Origin of the sequence: Bacillus sp. GBSW19 (assembly GCF_002998655.1) — a bacterium.
In the GTDB taxonomy this organism is placed as follows: Bacteria; Bacillota; Bacilli; order Bacillales; family Bacillaceae; genus Bacillus.
Map to the genome: position 1 here is coordinate 1,395,483 of NZ_PVRF01000001.1, position 15,408 is coordinate 1,410,890.

Sequence of the window (15,408 nt, forward strand, 5' to 3'; positions counted from 1 at the left end):
TCCCATTATGTAGTTATTGATTTACTTTTACCATTGATGGACGAATAACTCGGTCTTTGAGTTTATAGCCCTTTTGCAATTCTTCTACTACGATATTTGAATCGACATTTTCATCTTCAACTTGCATGACGGCTTGATGAAGGTTTGGATCGAACTCTTTGCCGACAGCTTCAATCGGTTCAACGCCTTCATTTTTCAACGCTTCTACCAGCTGGCGGTAAACCATTTGCATTCCTTCTAACAAACTTTTCGTCTGCTCATTGTCTGGATCAATTCCAAGCGCTCTTTCAAAGTTGTCAAGAGCTGGGAGAAGATCGCTGACAACATGTTGAGAACGATATTTTTGCACGGTCTCCACTTCAGTTCGAGCACGGCGTTTATAGTTTTCAAAATCTGCTTGAACACGCAGAATTTTGTTTTCTTTTTCATCTAGAAGCTGCTGCAATTCATCGATTTTCTCTTGGAAGGCAGACTGTTCATCATGTGTTACTTCCTCAGTATCTGCTTGAACTGCTTCTTCTTGTGCTTCAACCTCTGCTTCTTGCTCAGGTGTCTGTTTTTCTTCTGACATTGTGTTCACCTCCCTCAAAAGATTCAAGAATACGAAGGGGCAATGCCCCTATCTTTTATCACCCTACTCATCATACAAATTGGAAAGTGCGTTTGACAAGTCTTTTGATACATGATGCAAAAGACTAACGACTCGCCCGTAATCCATGCGGGTTGGACCGATGATGGCAATGGAGCCAAGTGATTTTTGATCAATCGAATAAGTGGCTGTGATCAAACTGCAGTTCTCCATTGCTTCCAAATTGTTTTCTGAACCGATTTTAATGGTGATTCCTTGCTGATTTGGATGAAACAGCTGCATGACATCATTCTTTTGCTCAATCAGCATCATGAGTGAGCGAATGCGGTCGATGTCATGAAACTCTGGCTGATTCAACATATTAATCTTCCCGCCAAAGAAAAGTTTTGATTCATTTTGTGTCGATGTAAATGTGTTGCCCAGCGCATCTAAAATGTGATCATAATCTTTTAAATGTGTGCGCAGAAGCATGACCACTTCTTTATACATCCTGTCCTTCAGCTGGTCCATTGGAACGCCAGCTAATCTGCTGTTCAAAATATTCATCAGCTTCTCAATATCGGAGACATCGAGATGCTCAGAGAAGGTAATGGTTTTGTTTTCAACATGCCCGCTGTCTGTAATCATGATAGCTACTGCTTTGTTTGGCTGAACGGGGACAAGCTGAATTTGCTTTAATCGATTTTCACTTAGCTTTGGACCAAGCACAATCGATGTATAGTTTGTGAGATCTGATAAAATTTCCGCCGATTTTTGAACTGTTTTTTCCAGCTCAAAAATTTTCTCCTGAAAAGCCGACTGGATGAGCACAAGCTCTTTAGACGACAGTTTTCGCGGAGAGAGCAAATGATCTACATAATAACGATATCCTTTTTCTGAAGGAATTCTTCCAGATGAAGAATGGGTCTTTTCAATAAAACCAAGTTCCTCCAAATCAGCCATTTCGTTTCTAATCGTCGCAGAGCTGAATGTGATGTCCTCTTTTTTAGAAAGAGTCCTTGACCCAACTGGCTGCGCCGAACGAATAAAGTCATTAATGATGACTTGCAGAATCAAAAGCTGACGATTTGTTAACATCATCATCACCCCTGTTAGCACTCTCTTTCAACGAGTGCTAATTGTATAAACAAAATTACCAAACTCAAATTAAAATGTCAATTATAACTCACCGAGAAACGCTTGAAATACTTCATTTCCTAACAATTTCCCTTTTCTTGTTAAACGAATGCCGATGTCATCTTTTACAATGAGACCTTTTTCTTCTAATTCTTCAAGAACAGTGGAAAAAAGAGCTTCTGGTGCAACACCATATTTGGCTTGGAAGTCGGCACTTTTCACCCCTTCGATCTTTCGAAGGCCTAAGAACATTTCTTCTTCTATCTGCTCTGCTTTTGTGACCTGATGAGTTTCCTTATACGGGAACCCAGTTTGCTCAATCAGTTCCAAGTAATGCTTCACAGGCCCTGCGTTCACATTTCGGATGCCATCTACATACCCGTGTGCTCCTGCACCGAAACCGAAGTAGTCTTCATTGCTCCAATAGGTCAGGTTATGCTGGCTTTCAAAGCCAGGTTTTGCGTAATTGCTAATTTCGTATTGCTTTAATCCATGTCGCTCCATTTCATCCATCACAAGCTCATACATTTCAGCCTCACGTTCTTGCGGCGGTAAATGCAGTTTGCCTTTTTGCATTAAGTTGTAAAAAACTGTTTTCGGCTCCACAATCAGTGAGTAGACAGAATAATGCTCTGCCCCTAATGAGAAAGCTGTCTCAAGTGAATTCATCACATGATGCTTTTCTTGATGCGGCAATCCAAACATGAGGTCGAGGCTAATGTTGTCAAACCCAACCGCTCTTGCTCGCTGGAAAGACGTGAGGACATCTTTCTTTTGATGAACTCGTCCGATTTTTTTGAGTAAATCGTCTTCAAAGGTTTGCACCCCAAAGCTTAGCCGATTGACGCCGGCTGCTTTTAATACATGCAGCTTCTCGAGTGATAATTCATCTGGGTTCGCTTCCACTGCAAATTCAACCAGATGCTTTGCCGGTTTTAACACACGGTGAATGCTGTTCATGAGCTGGTCTAGCTGGCTGACGGTCAGTGATGTCGGCGTTCCCCCGCCAATAAAGATCGTCTTTAGTTCTTGCTCGCCCTTTTGCTCGATCGTGTGCTGCATCTCTTTTTCAAGAGCCGCTAAGTATTCATCGACTGGCTGCGTTTTAATGAAAAATTTATTAAAATCACAATAGTGGCAAATGTGCTCACAAAATGGAATATGAATGTATGCTGCTTTCATTTGATGACACCTTCTTTACAGGTAAAGAGCCGCAGTTTATCGCTGCGGCACCTTTGTTTGTTTTCGACTATAAACGCCAAGGCTGACATTGTAAAGCAGGTTGCCTTGAGGGTGTTATTTTTTTGGTGTGCTGTCGTCCATCTTCAGCACAGCCATAAATGCCTCTTGCGGGACTTCAACAGAGCCCACTTGTTTCATGCGCTTTTTCCCTTCTTTTTGCTTCTCAAGAAGCTTCCTTTTCCGGGAAATGTCTCCACCATAACATTTAGCAAGTACGTTTTTACGCATCGCTTTAATGGTAGAACGAGCCACGATTTTTTGTCCAATCGCTGCTTGAACTGGTACTTCAAAATGCTGGCGTGGAATGAGTTCTTTCAGCTTTTCTACGATGATTTTGCCTCGTTCATATGCGTAATCGCGGTGAACAATAAAGGAAAGGGCATCGATTTTTTCGCCATTCAGCATGATATCCATTTTCACTAGAGTAGATGGGCGGTAGCCAATCAGCTCATAATCAAAGGACGCATAGCCTTTTGTGTTGGACTTGAGCTGATCAAAGAATTCGTACACGATCTCCGCCAAAGGAATTTCGTACACAATGCTCACTCGGTTTGCATCAAGGTATTGCATATCAATGAAATTGCCGCGCTTTCCTTGGCAAAGCTCCATGACAGAGCCTACATAATCATTCGGCACCATCATTGTTGCTTTCACGTATGGTTCTTCAATTTTCTCAATCTTTTGCGGATCAGGCAGATTCGACGGGTTATCTACGACGATTTTTTCTCCGTCTGTCATATACACATCGTAAATAACACTTGGTGCTGTCGTAATAAGATCGATTTTGAATTCACGTTCAATCCGTTCTTGGATGATTTCCATATGAAGCATTCCAAGAAAGCCGCAGCGGAAACCGAAGCCAAGTGCTTGGGACGTCTCTGCCTCATATTGAAGGGAAGAATCATTTAATTCAAGCTTTTCTAAGGCTTCACGTAAGTCATTATATTTCGCTGTGTCAATTGGATAAAGTCCGCAGTACACCATTGGGTTCAGCTTTCTGTATCCTGGCAGCGCTTCTTTCGCTGGGTTCTCCGCACTTGTGATCGTATCCCCCACACGTGTATCACCGACATTTTTAATCGCTGCTGTTAAGTAGCCAACATCTCCAACAGTGAGTTCATCTGTCGGCATCGCTTTTGGTGTGAATACGCCGACTTCAAGCACTTCAAATTCTTTGCCCGTCGCCATCATTTTGATTTTCTGACCTGGTCTGACGGTTCCTTCAACAATTCGTATGTACGCAATAACGCCGCGATACGCATCGTAGAGAGAATCAAAAATAAGAGCTTGAAGCGGTGCTTCTGGGTCTCCAGCAGGTGCCGGGACCTTTTCGACGATTTGTTCTAAAATATCTTCGATCCCAATACCCGCCTTAGCAGAGGTGAGAACAGCTTCAGACGCATCCAACCCGATGACATCTTCAATTTCTTCTCTTACACGCTCAGGCTCTGCACTTGGCAGATCGATTTTATTGATAATCGGAAGAATCTCTAAGTTGTTATCAAGAGCTAAATAAACGTTCGCAAGTGTCTGTGCTTCAATTCCTTGTGCTGCATCTACTACAAGAATCGCACCTTCACAGGCAGCAAGGCTTCGAGATACCTCATAGGTGAAGTCGACATGCCCTGGTGTATCAATCAGGTGCATAATATATTCTTCTCCATCCTTCGCCTTATATTTCAGCTGGACAGAGTTTAATTTAATCGTTATGCCGCGTTCACGCTCTAAGTCCATGGAATCAAGTAATTGTTCTTTCATTTCTCGCTGAGTAATCGCCGCTGTTTTTTCCAAAATACGGTCCGCCAATGTGGATTTCCCATGGTCAATATGGGCGATAATGGAGAAATTTCGAATTCTTGATTGCCGTTCTAATCGTTTTTCTTTATCTGTCACAATCTATCACTCCTACTATAAAACGCGGGTTGCGCTAGCTTAGATTATATCAATAGGGCTGTAAAGATTCAATCGAAATCAAGAAAAGCCGCTCATCGGTCAGCGGCTTTAGTCATATAGTGTTGATTTGTTTATTTCCCATTCATCCAATCATAAAGAGAACGGGCTGCATGTGTCATGCCATCAGACAGCGCTTTTCCTGCTTTGGAGAAGGCATTAAAGCTCTCTATTTCCTCAAGCTGCTTTTGTTTTTCGGCAAGATCCTTTTCTGTAACAGCCGTTCCTAAGATAGAGGCTTCTCGTTCTTCATCTTCGTTCATTTGGATGGAGAACGCGCCTTTTAATTGCGGGTCATGGTAACCCTTCATTTGCAGCATGCCATTATTCGCCTGCTGCATTCCTAAAAAGACGCCAAATAGCAAGACTAGTCCTAAAATAATGGTTTTTCCAATAAATGATCCCATGCACCGTCACCACCTTAAGAGCGTTTTTTCTCATCCTTTGCTTTGCCGTTTACCTTTTCCGCGTCCCAGAAAATGTCGCTGAAGACATCAGCTGCTGCATTGGATGCATTTTTCAATTCTTCCATATTATTATCCACTCCGCCAAATTCTAAAAGAAGGGCTTTGTCGGATAAATCTTGATTATAAATTCCATTATCGCCAATTTCTCCTTTGGCAAACACACCGACACTGAGCCCTTTATATTTTTTCTCCATCAAATGGTGGAACTCCGTCGCAAGCTTGAGGTTTTTCTCATAGCTTTGATTCTTCTTCCCTACAACAAACGCAATTCTCGCATATTTTTTCCCTTTGATCTCGACAGTGGTGTCTTTCTTTCTTCTTGAGTCACGGTGGATATCAATTAAGTATTCGAGGTCATCATTTTTCGCTAAGGCTTCTTTTACGACCAATCTTGATTCATTATAAGATTGAGGATACTTTAATCCTTTTTGCAGGAGCCTTTTTTCAACTTCCGTTTTGTCGACCGTATTCCCGATTCCTTGCTGATCAAGCGCCTTTCCGAACATGTCGCCTACAAGAGTGACATTCACTTTTGAGTGCCGTGCATTGTTTGGATTCGTTTCTCCTTTTAAAAATGGTAAATATGATTCCGTATTATGCGTGTGGTAAATGTACACGGCTTTTCGTTTTCCTGTCGACCGGTCCGGCTCTTTCGCAGGCTTTTTCGGCACATCTTTGTCGAGCTTGTCCAGCTCTGCCAAATTTGCTTCTTTTTCATCTTGGATGACTTCACTTGGCGGCGGCGATTCCATTGGCATGTTGGTATAGTCTGTTCCTTCACCCGCTAAGATGATTTTTGTATCAAAATGTTCAAAACCTGGGAGTTCTCTCCCTAGAAAACTACGCGGGTCTTCTAAATTGATACTAGTCGCAAGCTTGAGTGACAGTCCAGAGAAATGAAACCCTTTTTGATCTTTCGGGACTGCTGAGGCGAAATATTGATTTTCCATACCCATTAATGTAGCGAAGAACGCTCCGGAAAGCTCATCTGCTACACCATATAGTGAGGCTTGCGGCCTCAGCTCTGGCTTTAAAGATGTCAACGCCCCTGACATCACAAACACCACAACAAGCGAGGCTATAAATAAGAAAATGCTTTTCACTACTTTTGTTCCATTAATCGCAACGACCAACTGTCGAGGACGGCGGGGTCTTTTTTTCATGATTTACTCCCTCCAGCACGCTTTCTAGTAATTACACTATGAGCGAGCTAGAGAAAGTAGAACCGATTAATGATTATAAGAACCCATGTTATCTTGAGAGATTTTTTGATGGAGTGCTGTATTTAATCCATTGGCGAGTACGTTTGCCATATCATCAATGAATGTATCCACTTCCTTAGGCGTGACCATTAAATTTTGCCCTAGCGGCGCAAGTACTTCATGGATCAGCTGCCGTTTCTCTTCTTCCGGAAGAGTCCCTACGATACCTAAAAATGATTGACGCGTTTCCTCATCTGGTAAGTCTTCTTCGTTTAGCACTTTTTTCTTCCCAAAAGTCAAACCAGCCGGCACAAGAGAGCGGGACGGCCGGTCATCTTTCAGTTCTCTACCAAAATGCTTTAAGACATAATCAATTGTGTCACTTGCAATGGTTACTGCATCTACCACTGTTGGAACGCCAATCGCAATCACTGGAATTCCCAACGTTTCTTTGCTTAATTCTTTCCGCTTATTCCCTACACCTGAACCGGGATGGATGCCTGTATCAGAGATTTGAATCGTGGTATTCACCCGTTCCACTGCACGAGCAGCAAGAGCATCGATTGCAATGACAAAATCAGGTTTGGACCGCTCGATTACACCTTGTATAATGTCGCTTGTTTCAATACCGGTCAGTCCCATCACTCCCGGTGATAAAGAGGACACTGGGCGATACCCTTCCTGTACATTTTCCGGCTGCAATTCAAAGAGATGCCGGGTCACAAGCAGGCTTTCAACCGTGAGCGGGCCTAGCGCATCTGGCGTGACATTCCAGTTTCCTAGTCCTACTACAAGACAGCTCGCATCAGCCTGAATGCCTCGGTCTTTTAAAAACTGAGCAAAATGACGCGCAAATACTTCGACGACTTTTTCCTGCATCTCAGAATCTTTCTCCCGAATGCCCTGCGCCTCAAGCGTCAAGTATGTTCCTGCCTTTTTGCTGGTCAGCTCCTCCCCTTCTTTCGTGATCTCCACTGTGCGTATACGGATGCCGTGCTCCTCTTTTTCCTTTTCGACAATCCCTTGAATTCCGTCCTTTTTGACGACATTCGGATCGTTCTCTTGTTCTAGTATCTCTTTTGTTTCAACAGCCAAGTCTGTCCGGATTTGATAAGCACTTAAATCAAGTTTCTGTTTCTCCATAAAAAGACTCCTTCCACCAAGTAATTAACAGTAGTCTTTCCATCTCTTTAAAGAAACATTCGAGCGCTTCATCAATGAAAAATACTTTACATTTATATTGCATTCTAAAGGTGTGTTTGATAGAATACAACTTGTTCTATTGTGAAGATTTAACCTTAAGACAATTGTGTTTAGGTTGTATCTTAGGAGGTGAAACACATGCCAAATATTAAATCAGCGATCAAACGTACAAAAACGAATAACGAACGCCGTGCACACAACGCAACAATCAAGTCTGCGATGCGTACTGCGATTAAACAAGTTGAAGTTTCTGTAGCTAACAACGATGCTGAGCAAGCAAAAGCTGCTCTTTCTTCTGCTGCAAAACGCATTGACAAAGCCGTTAAAACTGGTCTTGTACACAAAAACGCAGCTGCGCGTTACAAGTCAAGACTTGCTAAACAAGTAAACGGACTTTCTGCATAATGCTTGCAACGCCTCAGTGATGAGGCAACTGTTTAACTGTACGTCCGTCCTGACCGGCTCAGCCATTAGGACAGACTGGCAATTATACATCTAAACAAAAACGACCCTCTTTTTAGAAGGTCGTTTTTTTATGTTCAAGCGCCCAATAGTCGAAGCAGGAACAATTCTAACAATAGCTGCTTGTCCTTTTTACCGGTTTTCATTTCATAATCGATCGTTGATAGCTCTTTGACAATCTGCTTGAGCTCTTCTTCTGAAAACAGCCTTGCCTGATCCATAGCAAGTTTGACGCGGAATGGGTGGACTTTTAGATTTGAAGCAATTTGTTTTTGCCCATATCCTTGCTGAGCGAAATACTTCGTCTGCAAAATCAATCGAAATTGAGTTGATATGAGTGCTAATATTTTAATGGGTTCCTCATTTTGTTTCAGCAAATCATAAAACATCTGCATGGCCTCAGAGCGGCGTCTGTTGACAATTTGGTTAATTAATTCGAAAATATTCTGCTCTAAGCTTCTTGCAACGAGCTGATTGACATCCGCTAATTCAATTTCTTCTCGTTCTCCAATATATGTACTCAGCTTCCTGACCTCTTGAAACAATGAGGATAGACTCCCACCGCATAGCATCACAAGCTGCTCAGCCGCTTCAGATGTCATCGCCTTTCCTTCTGTTTTCACCAGTGTAATGGTGAAATCCGTTGTTTCTTTTGGGTTTAACTCTTTTGCCTCAACCATAGCCGCTTTCTTTTTTAGCAATTTGGTGATTTTCTTCCGTTCATCCAGCTTTTCATATGGTGCTAATAACACGAGAATGGTATAAGGCGCCGGCTTTTCTAAATAAGCTTCTAACACAGAAAGCTCATGCTCAATCTTCTCCTTTTTCTTTTCCGCTGTAAGAAAATAAGGATTCTTGATCACAACGAGACGCCTTTCTCCCATAAACGGAAAGGTTTCTGCATCCGTCACAGCCTGTTCAAGCGGCACCTCTTCCATATCAAAGACGGAGTAATTAAAATCCTTCGTCTCCTCGTCTACTACAGCTTGTCTTAATTTAGCTGCTGTTTCTTGCAGTAAATACGTTTCTTTTCCATATAAGCAATAAACGGGATGGATATCCCCTCTTTTTAAATTGTTCCAAACTTCAAAGACCATAAATTGAATCCCTCTCTTTCACTTCCTCCTCTATCCTAAAGTGTGTGAAGACATTAGTAAAGAGGAAGCTGAAAGTGCCGCCTCCTCATTTATAGTAAACGTCTGGTGCAAGCTCCCGGGTCAGCTCGCTGTCAGACGATATTCATAAAATGATCATGAAAATGGAAAACGGTTACTTTACCTTCTAGCAATTCCAAATGAGTTCAAGTATACTAAAATTAGCCAGGAGGGATGAAAATGAATGAATTTGAAAAAAATGTTCAAAGTAAGCGGAATGATGTGACCGACTCAGCCGTTGGTTTTATCGTCACATTCGGATTTTTCGCCTCAATGTTTATTTTGGCAACAATTATACACCTCGTTGGATCTTAACTTCATGATTGCTAAATGACTGCCGTTTAGGCAGTTTTTTTATTGATTTTGTAAGATATCATATGGAGGTTGCGTGTAAAACGTTCCTTTCTTCTCAAGAAATTCATAGGTCACACTCCCGTCTCGATCTGTGCGGTACACCTCCATTTGATGATCCTTTAGTTTTTTCAAAACTTCCTGATGAGGATGCTGATAACGATTGCGTTCACCAGCCGAAATAAGTGCATAGGACGGCTCCAGATGTCGAAGCCACTCCTCACTTGTTGACCCTTTACTCCCATGATGCCCAACCTTTAAGACATCCGCTCGCAGGTGGGGATAGGCTTCTATGATGTCTCGTTCCCCTTCTTGTTCAAGGTCTCCAGTGAACAGAAAACGTTTCCCACCAAGAGTAAAAGCCAGAACAAGTGAATCATTGTTCTTACTTGTCACCCGGTCTTGCGAAGGGTGCAGAACCTCAAATATGTGCTCTCCAACTCGGAGCTGATCTCCTCTTTCTAATTCATCAATAAATATCCCTTTTTTAGCTGCTTCTTTTAGCAGCTTTGCGTCCTCTGGACTTCGGGCAAAGCCTTTTGGTATGGCCAGCCGCTTTACTTTATTTCGGTTGATTAAACGAACCGCTTCTCCCATGTGATCTTGATCCGCATGCGTAAGAATCAGCACATCAAGTTTTGCTATACCTTTAGAATGCAGAAACGGGATCAGCGTTTGATCACCGATCGTAGATACTTTACGTCTTTTTTTCCACGGTTCCTCTTCAAAAGAAAGTCTACCCCCTGTATCCACAAGCAGATGCCCCTTTCGATAGGGCAGTTGAATAAACAAACTATCCCCCTGCCCTACATCCAGCATCGTGACCTCCCCTTTTTGGAGAAAGTTCGGAGTAAAAAAGTGTACACTCAAAACACCAATGAAAAAAAGAATTGGCACAGAATAGGATTTCACAGAAGCTTTGCACTCCATCACAAACAGGAGAAAAACAATGGCACTCACTTCCAGAAGAATATGCCACCAAGTAGATTTCATAAAAATCAAGTTAAACCCATCAAAAACTGCCATATGTGCTGACAACTGATGACTTAGCTGGATGACCGAATCAAGCAGCTGGAACAATGCTTGTCCAAAAGGGAGATAAATGATGGACAAAAGAAAAAAGAGTAAGGACAGAGGCAGGACAACCGTCGTATAAAAAGGGACAAACATCATATTCAATGGGATGCTCAGCAAAGAAAATTGCTGAAAATGATATAAAAGAACAGGAAGTGAGGCAAGCTGCGCAACAAAAGATATAAGGAATAACTGCATCACTGCACTTTTCGCTTGTGATAAGATTTTGGTCGATAACAAAATAAAGAACGTTACCACGAATGAAAGCTGAAATCCGATATCAAATAGATATAGAGGATGAATCGCTAATAAGAGTAAAAACGTTGCGCTTAATACGACAGCAGAAGGCTGTTTCATTTCTTTCGGCAGGTTCGTCATCACTAAATAGATTCCTGCCATGAGACAAGCTCTTAAAACCGATGGTGCAGCACCTGTCAAACAAGCATAAACAGGAAGAAAGAATAATAGAAGAATACGTGCTGTCTCTCTTGTCACACCGGCACGAAGCAGACACCAAAATAAACAGGCAAGAAGCGTTTGCACATGCAGTCCTGAGATCGCTAACAGATGAATAATGCCGAGCATTTGATAGTCTCTTAATGTGTCAGGATCAATCAACTCACGATCACCAAAAATAAGGGCCTGTACAATGCCTACAGAGTTTTTCGGCACATGATCTTCTAAGAATTTTAAGCCCTTTTGTCTCATCGCTTGAAGATAATAGGAAGGTCTGTCTTTTTTTGTACAGCCTTTGATTGACTGCGGTAAGAAAATGGCGCTAATGCCTTTTGATTTTAGAAATTGATCGTATTGAAACCCGTTAGGAATGGTTGCGTGTTTAGGCGGCCGAACATCACCTGTCATATGACAGCTCATACCTGGCTCTACATCTTTTAGCGCCTCTTTTTCACGCTCTGTTTGAATGGTATAGAAAGCGGCTAGCCGTTCATGTTCTGTTGACACAGTTGCTGAAAAACGATTGCCATCTGTTTTCGGAATACTTTCAATCACAACGGAGCCGGAAAGAAATTTTTCTTGTACAGGTTGATCCGTTTCAAAAAACTCATGAACCATAAAAATAAGAGTATAAACAGCTCCACATAGGCTGACCATCAGAAAGAGCCGGGGAATTTTTTTCAGTAGGCTGAGAAGTAATATGATGAGAAGAAAGAGAAGGAAATACATATGAAGATGATATGCAGCCAGAGCAATTCCAACAGCTGCTGAAATTGCCCCAAACGGCAAATAATTAAACATAGGAAGTAAATAATTGATTCGCCTTCTCATGCATAACGCGAATTTCTGTTTCACTAAGTCCTGATTCACTTAACTTGCCAATTAAATCTGCAACAAAGGCCAATTTTTCTTGATTTTTTAAGTCGATGATCATTTCATCCAGTTCAACTTGTTCCGTTTGAACACCTGCCTGCTCAAATAAATCAACGGCATATGGGTGATTTTTATAATCCTTTGCATAGTATACGGTTCGAATACCTGCTTGAATAATGGCTTTACAGCACTGCAAACAAGGAAAATGCGTGACATATATTTCAGCATCCGCTGTAGGTGCACCAAATTTGGCACATTGTAAAATAGCGTTCATTTCCGCATGGATGGTGCGAACGCAGTGATGATCAATGACATAGCATCCCACATCTGCACAATGGACATCACCAGCAATTGAGCCATTATATCCCCCTGCAATGATACGCTTGTCTCTGACGATGGTCGCCCCAACAGCTAACCGCTCACAGGTGCTTCGTAAAGCAAGCAAATGGCTTTGTGCCATAAAATATTGATTCCATGAAATTCTTTCCACGAGCTGATCCCTCCAGAATGATGGTTGGTATTAAGTGTACATGCCTTCCTTCTATACCGTCAATTCTACTTAACGGTCAATTCACTTTTCAGCCGTTCAATGGTCTTCTCCCCAAAACCTGAAATGTTCCGCAAATCTTCAATTTGTTGAAATTCCCCGTGTTCCTCTCTGTACGTAATGATGGCTTCTGCTTTAGCTGGCCCTATTCCGTTAATAGTTTGCAATTCCGCCACATCAGCCTGATTGACATTGACACCTTGACTCTTTTCATTACCCGATGGAGCGTCAGCAGCTGCTATTTGCGTCTGCCTCTCCGCTTCTCCCTGCTTCCGGACATAAATCATCATACTGTCCTCTAATTTTGCTGCTTGATTGATTTCAATCGTGTCTGCTTTACTAGTAAAGCCCCCTGCTCTCCGGATCGCTTCTTCTACCCGTGCATCAGATTGAAACTTATAAACACCTGGTTTTTTCACAGCTCCTTTGACCTCTACAAAAATGGGAGATGATTCATGATCGGTCTTTTCTTGTTTGTCTTCTAATGTGACTTGTATGTCTTTATCTTCCTTCAATACACTTGGCTCTCTGCTGCTCTCCCTATTTCCTGCGAAAAGGAAAAAAGTGATGATGATCACGACCATGAGCCCAGCTCCGATATAAAGACTGTATTTTTTCAATGGAATGAATCGCTTCACGTGCTCACGCTTCTTTCAATCATATTTTTCTATTGCTCAACATACTGTTTAGAAGATAACAGATCCTATGCGTCTAAGGAGGGAGAACGTTTGAATATAGGGATAATCGGTACAGGAAACATGGGTACCATACTTACTGAGGCATTTATTGAATCAAAGGCAGTCAATCCCTCATCCATCACCATCACAAACCGGACCATTGAAAAAGCGTTCAATATAAAAAAGAACCACCCAGAGCTTGAAGTTACGAAACAGCTTACAGGAGCTGTCACGAATAAAGATTTTATCTTTGTTTGTGTCAAACCACTTGATATTTATCCACTTTTAAAAGAGCTGAGCCCTCTTTTAACAGAGCACCAAACCATTGTCATCATCACAAGCCCGGTACATCCTGAACAGCTTCAGGATATCGTTCCTTGTCAAACAGCACGGCTGATTCCAAGCATTACGAACCGCGCTTTATCAGGGGCGTCACTTTTAACATTTGGATCGTCATGCAATGTCGCGACGAAAACAGCGTTAAGACAGTTAGCTTCCTGCATTTCAACACCCGTTGAGATTCATCATTCGATTACAAGAGCGGCGTCAGATATCGTCAGCTGCGGTCCTGCCTTTATCAGCTTTCTCGTTCAGAAAATGATTGAAGCAGCTGTCGAAGAAACAGATATTTCTAAAGAAGAAGCCACCACCTTATCAGAAGATATGCTTGTAGGACTTGGCCGTTTGATTGAAAAAAGAGTCTATACCCTTCCGACACTGCAAGACAAAGTGTGTGTTAAAGGCGGCGTCACTGGTGAAGGGATTAAAGCACTTGAAGCAGGTGTTCAAGATATGTTTCACCGCCTCTTTCAAAACACCCATGAAAAATTCGATGAAGACCTTGAAGCGGTTGCGCATCAATACCCGCCAAGTGTGTTTACTGATGATCGCAGAAATTAATCATCTCTGCAACAAGCGAAAAAAGGGTTTTAAAAAACCATCGTTCCATTAAACGATGGTTTTTGGTTTCTTAGCTGAAATGAAATATCTTTCGGCGAATTCCCCAGGGACTTCATTTGTAAAATCAGCGGTCACTTCTATCTGTTCAAAGCCAGCGGACTCAAGGAACGCCGCATATGTCTCAAATGGAAATGTACGCTGTTCATGTGTCTCATCATAACGCTGATACACGTCTCCGTCCTTTACAAAAAAGCTTAAATCGTGAATGACCGAATACACGTCATCCCCTTTATCACTCTGCCAAATATAGCTGATCTCTTCATCTTGATCGGCATAAGTCGAACCTGGGAATACCTCTTCCATTTTATAAGGTGTATGAACATCAAAGAGTAAAACCCCATCTGCCTCTAAAAGCTGAAACATGTTTTTAAAGGTTTTTTTGACGTCATTTTCGTTTTTTAAGTAATTCAAGGAATCACAGCAAATAACCGCTGCTTGAAAGACTTGCTCAAAACCCGTAAGCTCTCTCATATCTTGGTGTAAAAATTGAATTGACTGCCTTTTCGCCTGTGCTTTTTGCTGCGCGAAGGCCAGCATTTCTTCACTGAGGTCAATTCCTGTGACTGTGTGGCCCTTTTCAGCTAACCGAAGAGAAATCTCTCCAGTTCCACAGCCAACATCAATAATGGCAGCATTCGGTTTGATATTCTGCTGGATCCACTGAACCCATTCATCATAAGGTGCATGTGTCATGAGCTCGTCATACACACCTGCAAACCCTTGATAAATCATGAGTTAATGCCAAGTGAAAGCGTTTCTCTCGGCGCATCTCCCCATAGCTTCTCTAGGTTGTAGTATCCTCTTTCTTCTTTGTGGAACACATGAGCAATGACATCACCAAGATCAATCAATACCCATCTTGCTTCATCAAAGCCTTCCATCTTCTTCACTTCGATTCCACTTTCCTCTGCAAGATGTTTTACTTCTCTTGCAATGGCCTGCACTTGCTTATCAGAGTTCCCGTGACAAATGAGAAAATAATCGGCAACAAGTGAGATTCCTTGCATATTAAGGGCAATAATATCCTCAGCCCGTTTATCATCGCATGCTCCTGCCGCGACGTTTAAAATTGATGATGAATCCAT

The 15,408-nt window shown here is 42.1% G+C and carries 16 protein-coding genes; 3 read left to right on the forward strand and 13 right to left on the reverse strand.

Annotated elements, in window-relative coordinates:
* Positions 1-13 precede the first annotated feature (13 nt).
* From grpE to gpr, 7 genes are all read right to left on the reverse strand, one after another.
* Positions 14-571 (reverse strand): nucleotide exchange factor GrpE, encoded by a 558-nt coding sequence (gene grpE, locus C6344_RS07475; protein ID WP_034661362.1) that lies wholly within the window; start codon positions 569-571, stop codon positions 14-16.
* 63 nt (positions 572-634) lie between these two features.
* Positions 635-1,666 carry a heat-inducible transcriptional repressor HrcA gene (gene hrcA / locus C6344_RS07480; RefSeq protein WP_060596651.1) on the reverse strand — a complete coding sequence of 344 codons (1,032 nt, stop codon included), beginning with the start codon at positions 1,664-1,666 and terminating at the stop codon, positions 635-637.
* Between the two features lie 81 nt (positions 1,667-1,747).
* Positions 1,748-2,887, reverse strand: coding sequence for a radical SAM family heme chaperone HemW (gene hemW / locus C6344_RS07485; RefSeq protein ID WP_066030641.1), 1,140 nt, complete (start codon positions 2,885-2,887; stop codon positions 1,748-1,750).
* Between the two features lie 114 nt (positions 2,888-3,001).
* Positions 3,002-4,840, reverse strand: a complete 1,839-nt coding sequence (lepA, locus tag C6344_RS07490) for a translation elongation factor 4 (protein ID WP_060596649.1) — start codon at positions 4,838-4,840, stop codon at positions 3,002-3,004.
* Positions 4,841-4,971: 131 nt separating this feature from the next.
* Complete coding sequence (locus C6344_RS07495) at positions 4,972-5,304, reverse strand: YqxA family protein (RefSeq protein ID WP_060596648.1); 333 nt, start codon at positions 5,302-5,304, stop codon at positions 4,972-4,974.
* 14 nt (positions 5,305-5,318) lie between these two features.
* Positions 5,319-6,527: a stage II sporulation protein P gene (locus tag C6344_RS07500; protein WP_034661367.1), complete on the reverse strand. Its 1,209-nt coding sequence runs from the start codon at positions 6,525-6,527 to the stop codon at positions 5,319-5,321.
* A gap of 66 nt (positions 6,528-6,593) precedes the next feature.
* A complete protein-coding gene (gpr, locus tag C6344_RS07505) occupies positions 6,594-7,709 on the reverse strand; it encodes a GPR endopeptidase (RefSeq protein WP_034661368.1) in 1,116 nt (371 codons plus the stop codon).
* Positions 7,710-7,907: 198 nt separating this feature from the next.
* Between gpr and rpsT the strand changes: the two genes are divergently transcribed.
* The gene (gene rpsT, locus C6344_RS07510) at positions 7,908-8,174 is read left to right on the forward strand and encodes a 30S ribosomal protein S20 (RefSeq protein ID WP_008342485.1); all 267 of its coding nucleotides are present in this window, start codon (positions 7,908-7,910) and stop codon (positions 8,172-8,174) included.
* Positions 8,175-8,308: 134 nt separating this feature from the next.
* Here rpsT and holA read toward each other — a convergent pair whose 3' ends face one another.
* The gene (gene holA / locus C6344_RS07515; RefSeq protein ID WP_060596647.1) at positions 8,309-9,328 is read right to left on the reverse strand and encodes a DNA polymerase III subunit delta; all 1,020 of its coding nucleotides are present in this window, start codon (positions 9,326-9,328) and stop codon (positions 8,309-8,311) included.
* Positions 9,329-9,565: 237 nt separating this feature from the next.
* Between holA and C6344_RS07520 the strand changes: the two genes are divergently transcribed.
* A complete protein-coding gene (locus tag C6344_RS07520; protein ID WP_012010638.1) occupies positions 9,566-9,700 on the forward strand; it encodes a YqzM family protein in 135 nt (44 codons plus the stop codon).
* A 39-nt stretch (positions 9,701-9,739) separates the two neighbouring features.
* On the opposite strand, the gene C6344_RS07525 is transcribed toward C6344_RS07520, so the two are convergent.
* From C6344_RS07525 to C6344_RS07535, 3 genes are all read right to left on the reverse strand, one after another.
* Positions 9,740-12,067, reverse strand: coding sequence for a DNA internalization-related competence protein ComEC/Rec2 (locus C6344_RS07525; protein WP_060596646.1), 2,328 nt, complete (start codon positions 12,065-12,067; stop codon positions 9,740-9,742).
* Positions 12,060-12,629 carry a ComE operon protein 2 gene (locus C6344_RS07530; protein ID WP_034661371.1) on the reverse strand — a complete coding sequence of 190 codons (570 nt, stop codon included), beginning with the start codon at positions 12,627-12,629 and terminating at the stop codon, positions 12,060-12,062. The genes C6344_RS07525 and C6344_RS07530 overlap by 8 nt, the downstream gene beginning before the upstream one ends.
* 65 nt (positions 12,630-12,694) lie before the next feature.
* The gene (locus C6344_RS07535; protein ID WP_060596645.1) at positions 12,695-13,324 is read right to left on the reverse strand and encodes a helix-hairpin-helix domain-containing protein; all 630 of its coding nucleotides are present in this window, start codon (positions 13,322-13,324) and stop codon (positions 12,695-12,697) included.
* 90 nt (positions 13,325-13,414) lie between these two features.
* Here C6344_RS07535 and comER point away from each other — a divergent pair, with 90 nt between their 5' ends.
* Positions 13,415-14,263, forward strand: coding sequence for a late competence protein ComER (gene comER / locus C6344_RS07540; protein ID WP_060596644.1), 849 nt, complete (start codon positions 13,415-13,417; stop codon positions 14,261-14,263).
* 48 nt (positions 14,264-14,311) lie between these two features.
* On the opposite strand, the gene C6344_RS07545 is transcribed toward comER, so the two are convergent.
* Positions 14,312-15,055 (reverse strand): class I SAM-dependent DNA methyltransferase, encoded by a 744-nt coding sequence (locus C6344_RS07545; protein ID WP_060596643.1) that lies wholly within the window; start codon positions 15,053-15,055, stop codon positions 14,312-14,314.
* Complete coding sequence (gene rsfS, locus C6344_RS07550; protein ID WP_003217467.1) at positions 15,052-15,408, reverse strand: ribosome silencing factor; 357 nt, start codon at positions 15,406-15,408, stop codon at positions 15,052-15,054. The genes C6344_RS07545 and rsfS overlap by 4 nt, the downstream gene beginning before the upstream one ends.